Annotated in this window: 6 protein-coding genes; all 6 read right to left on the bottom strand. The window is 52.2% G+C overall.

Going from position 1 to position 4,105, the window contains the following annotated elements:
- Window positions 1–181: 181 nt before the first annotated feature.
- Window positions 182–571 carry a hypothetical protein gene (locus tag AB5542_RS21060; protein ID WP_004291527.1) on the bottom strand — a complete coding sequence of 130 codons (390 nt, stop codon included), beginning with the start codon at window positions 569–571 and terminating at the stop codon, window positions 182–184.
- A 64-nt stretch (window positions 572–635) separates the two neighbouring features.
- Window positions 636–1,163, bottom strand: coding sequence for a glycoside hydrolase family protein (locus tag AB5542_RS21055; RefSeq protein ID WP_004291526.1), 528 nt, complete (start codon window positions 1,161–1,163; stop codon window positions 636–638).
- Entirely contained in the window at window positions 1,160–1,663 is a 504-nt protein-coding gene (locus AB5542_RS21050; protein WP_004291525.1) for a DUF3872 domain-containing protein, read from the bottom strand. Before AB5542_RS21050 ends, AB5542_RS21055 begins: the two co-directional genes overlap by 4 nt.
- A complete protein-coding gene (locus AB5542_RS21045) occupies window positions 1,660–2,562 on the bottom strand; it encodes a toprim domain-containing protein (RefSeq protein WP_004291524.1) in 903 nt (300 codons plus the stop codon). The genes AB5542_RS21050 and AB5542_RS21045 overlap by 4 nt, the downstream gene beginning before the upstream one ends.
- Before the next feature lie 7 nt (window positions 2,563–2,569).
- Window positions 2,570–3,145, bottom strand: a complete 576-nt coding sequence (locus AB5542_RS21040) for a conjugal transfer protein TraO (RefSeq protein WP_004291523.1) — start codon at window positions 3,143–3,145, stop codon at window positions 2,570–2,572.
- A gap of 2 nt (window positions 3,146–3,147) precedes the next feature.
- Window positions 3,148–4,105: conjugative transposon protein TraN (gene traN / locus AB5542_RS21035; protein WP_368243442.1), on the bottom strand; the 958-nt coding region annotated here is incomplete at its 5' end.

The raw sequence follows: 4,105 nt of genomic DNA, 5'->3' as shown, positions 1-4,105 counted from the left end.
CCTCTACAATATGCGCTTCTACCGCAGGACGTTCAGCAAAAAGACCTTTGAGTGCAAGACAAAGGACATTGCCGTACACGAGGGTATCTATTTTGATATGCTGGAGGAAATGTTCACGATGGTGACGGGACTTTACACACGCTTTTGAGTGGCGGGGCGGCGAGAGCCGCCCTACTTTCTTTCAGTGAGCATGATGGCGGACAAAGAAAGTAGCAAAGAAACCTTTGTCCAATCTGCGATAACTAAAAAATCCGCAAGTAAAACTTGCGGAGGCTATATATTGGGTCGTTATTTTTTGGTGGAGGGGAATGATAATCTCGAACCGTTGAACTACACATTTCTGCTTCGTCTCCATTTCCCCCAACGATTTGATACGTTCAATCATTTTTGTTGTTCCTTTCTGAATTTTCCTAAATACTTTCTTCATAATTTCGCTATACTTTTTATGGTTAATAACTATGTTTTGTATTGCTCTCACAACACTTACAACTTGAAGTGTTATTTGGAAACCGATAGGCAAAAATGGCTCAACGATGTCAATTAACGAGAAAATCCTACGATAATCTATCAAGTGATAGAGCAAAAGACGTGCCAAGTTAAATATGGCACGTCTTTTGCCAGTTTTGTCAGTCCTTTTATGGGATATACAACAGCGCAAACTCCGCCTTTCTCCGTTTGAGCAGCATGGCGTGGCGTTTTCCTTTGTAGTTGCAGAAGGCTATATACTCACGGTAGATGTTCCTGTCACCAGCTTCCAGCTTCTTGATTAAGGTGCTTTTGGGGATTGTTTTGCTGCCTAACAGCTTCGCCGGTCCCACATTGTAAGCTAACGTGCCAAGCAAAATCGAATCAACCCCGAATTTACGGAACATGGCGACAAATTTGCGCAGGTCTTTCCGCAAAAGTTCATCCGCATCCCGTTTTGTCATGGTTCGTGCCGAATACTTCTCGTTTGGCAAAAGTTTGTGACCCCAACCGACGTATGGGTAGTGTTTTTCTGAGTGCCAGCCTTCAAAGTAGCGGCAGCATAAAAAAGCACGTTCCATAAGCGGCAGTCGGTAGATTGCCGCCTGCCCGTCCGTTCCCTCTTGGCGGCTGATCTGCGCGGACACAGAACAGACCGTCAGAAGTGAACAGAGCATTGTCATGAATACACGCATCATTTCAACAAGGGGCTGAAGTTGCCGATGGGAACGATGGTAAGATCGTCGTCCTTTACATTCCTGTTGTTGAAGTCAAATTCCAGTTCGTAGGAGTTGCTAAAGTTATCCTCCACCACCACGATGAAATTATGCGCCTCATCACCCGCCGCCGTGTAGTACAGGCGGAATTTTTCGTTCTCCAGCAGGTAGCGGTCGTTAGGCAGGAAGGTGATGCCGTTATCCATTTTGAGCGAGCCTTCCCCCTCGAACTGGAAATAGCGGATGGTATAGAGCGTACCCGAAAAGTCGCCCTCCTTTTTCAGTTCACAGCGGATTTCCACTGTCTGCCCCTTTACTACCTTGTTCGGCACGGGCATGACCTCCACCGTGAAGGGATAGGACTGCTGGATGTCCATGTCATCGTCACATGACACGAGGGTGAATGACATGGCGGCTATCAGGCATAACGCCACTGCCTTGAATATTGATGTTCTCTTGTTTCTGTTGTTCAGTATGTTCATTGTTCTTCGATTTTTAGATGGTTGTTTTTCTGTTTTTTCGTTGTCAGTTGCAGGTACTCGTTCAAGTCCTTGCAACCGTCATAGAGGGAGGAACGGTCGGTGACACGTTCCCCGTATCGCATGGTAAGTGCGGCAAGCGTCCGCCGTCCGGCTTCGTCACGGTCGAGGAAGCAGCCGATGCGCCCGTATCCGTCCAGCAATCCCGCCGCCTTCTCCACGTTGGCGACTGAGTTCAGCACAAGACAGTCAGCGTTACCGGTTACACCAAGCGTCACGGCAGAGAGAAAGTCCATGAAGCCCTCGAACACGAGGCACTCGTCAGCCGGGATGTCATTCGCCTTTACCAGTGATACAGACTTCGGAGGTATGCAACCCTTGAAATATCGGCTTCTGACTTCATAGCCACCTGCCATGTTCGGAAAGCCAACGGCAAAATACCGTTTCCCACGCACACCGTAGTTCAAGCGGCAGCAGTGACGGGATGCGATGGCGTAAGGGATGCCCCGTTCCTCTAAATACTCCGTCAGCAGTGAGCGGAGCAGCGGAGCGACCTCCACATCCTCAAAAACGGATTCGGTCGGCTTCGAGAGATAGACGGGCTTTTCCCATCCGGCAACCGTCATATTGGCGGCTTCCGCTATGAACTTCGCTTGCTTCATGAAGTCATCGCTTTGCAGAAACTCCCCGGCAAGCGTGAAGATGTCGCCGCCCTTGCCCAAACCGAAGTCGTACCAGAGCTGTTTCGCCACGTTCACACGGAAAGAGGATGTGCGCTCGCCCCTGTACGGGGCAAGATACCACAGCTCGTTACCGCTCCTTCTGACAGGCTCATGCCCCAGCCGTGCGAGAAAATCCGCAAGCGGCATCCTTCTGACAGCATCTATTTCCGTCCTTTCCATGCCCGTGTCAGTTGATGATGAACTTGATACCGACCCCGAACTGCGTGTGGAACTTCCGTGTGTCGCCACCCCAAAGGCAACGCTCCCGCAGGTTGGCAAGCAGGGCGATACGGTCTGCCACGTAACACTCCACATCGAGCGTCAGCGCACCGCCGTAGATGAAGGCGTCCCGGTCGTGCAGCGTGGAGCCGTCATGCAGCACCTTCTTCCCCCAATTTACCGCCTCATATCCGGCGAGAGCCGAAGCCCCGGCATAGACGAAAACAATCTTTCGGGCGTCCGACAGTATCTTGAAGTAATAGCCGCCCTCCGCCGTGAACTGCGCCACGGGTATCTTGGTGTCCTTGTAGGGATTGTTCTTCAACAGGTATTCGCCACCGAACACCCACTTGTTCCCCTTCTTCGTGTAGGTGGAGAGAGCCGCCCCGAAGCTGTACCCGCCGTCCTTGCCGCCGAGATTGAAGCCGTCCGCCATGTCCGCCCTCACCTCGATGCCCTGCATCTTCGGCAGACACCGCTGGGCGTGCGCCTGCCCTGTAAAAAGGGCAAGCGACGCGATGATTATTGCGATGTACTTTCTCATGGTCAGCGTACTTGAAGTTCGTTGATGGTACCCGCGCGTACCAAATCCTCGTTCTCAATCACGAAGGACTGGTGACGGCCGCCGTTCTTCTCGTTCAATTCCACCACGAGGCACTTGTCATCGGGGATGGTGAACTTCGCCATCGTGAAGACCGTGCGCTCGCTCTTTTTGCCCGGCACGAGGGTGGCGTAGTTCTGCGCGCGGAGCGGCAGAATAATCTGCTCCTGCACGGCAGTACGCTTCGCAACCTTCTTGTCCACGATTTTCCAAGTGATGTAGTCCACATCGAAAGGCACGTTGCTCTGGTTCTTTATCTCCGTGTGGAAATAAAGCAAGCCGTTGTGCGTGTAGATGCCTTTCAACAGGTATTGGATGCCGAAACGCTTGCAGCCGATATGCTTCACCTCGCGCTTGTTCTGTTTGTGGATGGACTTCATGATAAGGCGCACCAGCATCGGGCTTTCGCTGCCCAGCTCTTTCAGATAGATTTCCTGCGCGTTGTTCGGGCGGTTCACCGTGCTGCCGTCATGGATGAAGTCGCACATCTCCACGTTGAGCAACAGCGGTTCGGCGGCGTACTTCACGTTGAAGGTGTAGAAACTGCCGTCCTCCGTGATGACGGACATATTCGTTTCGTTGGGAAAATTCCTTACGGTAGCCTTCACACGGATGATGTTCTCCGCTCCGTCGGCTTTCCCGGCAATCAGGTCGGGCGAGCCTAAATCGACATAGCGCACCTCCGCCGGAAAAATGACGTGGACGGTCTTGTCGTAGGTCACTTCCAGACCGTGCGGCGGTATCATGCGGTCGAAGGTCAGCTTGCGTGACAGCCCGTGATATAGGTCGCCGTCCGCCTCCTTCTGCGGATAGACCTCCTTCGTCAAGGTCGGTTGTTCACTTCCGTTGGTCGTTTCAACGGTTACATTCTCCTGCGCGTTGGCAGTTATGATGCCCATAGCG

The organism is Butyricimonas sp. RTP31003st1_G1_RTP31003_210430 (genome assembly GCF_040920905.1).
GTDB lineage: Bacteria > Bacteroidota > Bacteroidia > Bacteroidales > Marinifilaceae > Butyricimonas > Butyricimonas paravirosa.
This window is presented reverse-complemented; position numbering and strand designations above follow the sequence as displayed.

Excerpts from the sequence above, each read along its gene's own strand:
- AB5542_RS21055 (WP_004291526.1), bottom strand. The coding sequence starts at position 1,163 with ATGATGCGTGTATTCATGACAATGCTCTGTTCACTTCTGACGGTCTGT.
- AB5542_RS21050 (WP_004291525.1), bottom strand. The coding sequence starts at position 1,663 with ATGAACATACTGAACAACAGAAACAAGAGAACATCAATATTCAAGGCA.
- AB5542_RS21045 (WP_004291524.1), bottom strand. The coding sequence starts at position 2,562 with ATGGAAAGGACGGAAATAGATGCTGTCAGAAGGATGCCGCTTGCGGAT.
- AB5542_RS21040 (WP_004291523.1), bottom strand. The coding sequence starts at position 3,145 with ATGAGAAAGTACATCGCAATAATCATCGCGTCGCTTGCCCTTTTTACA.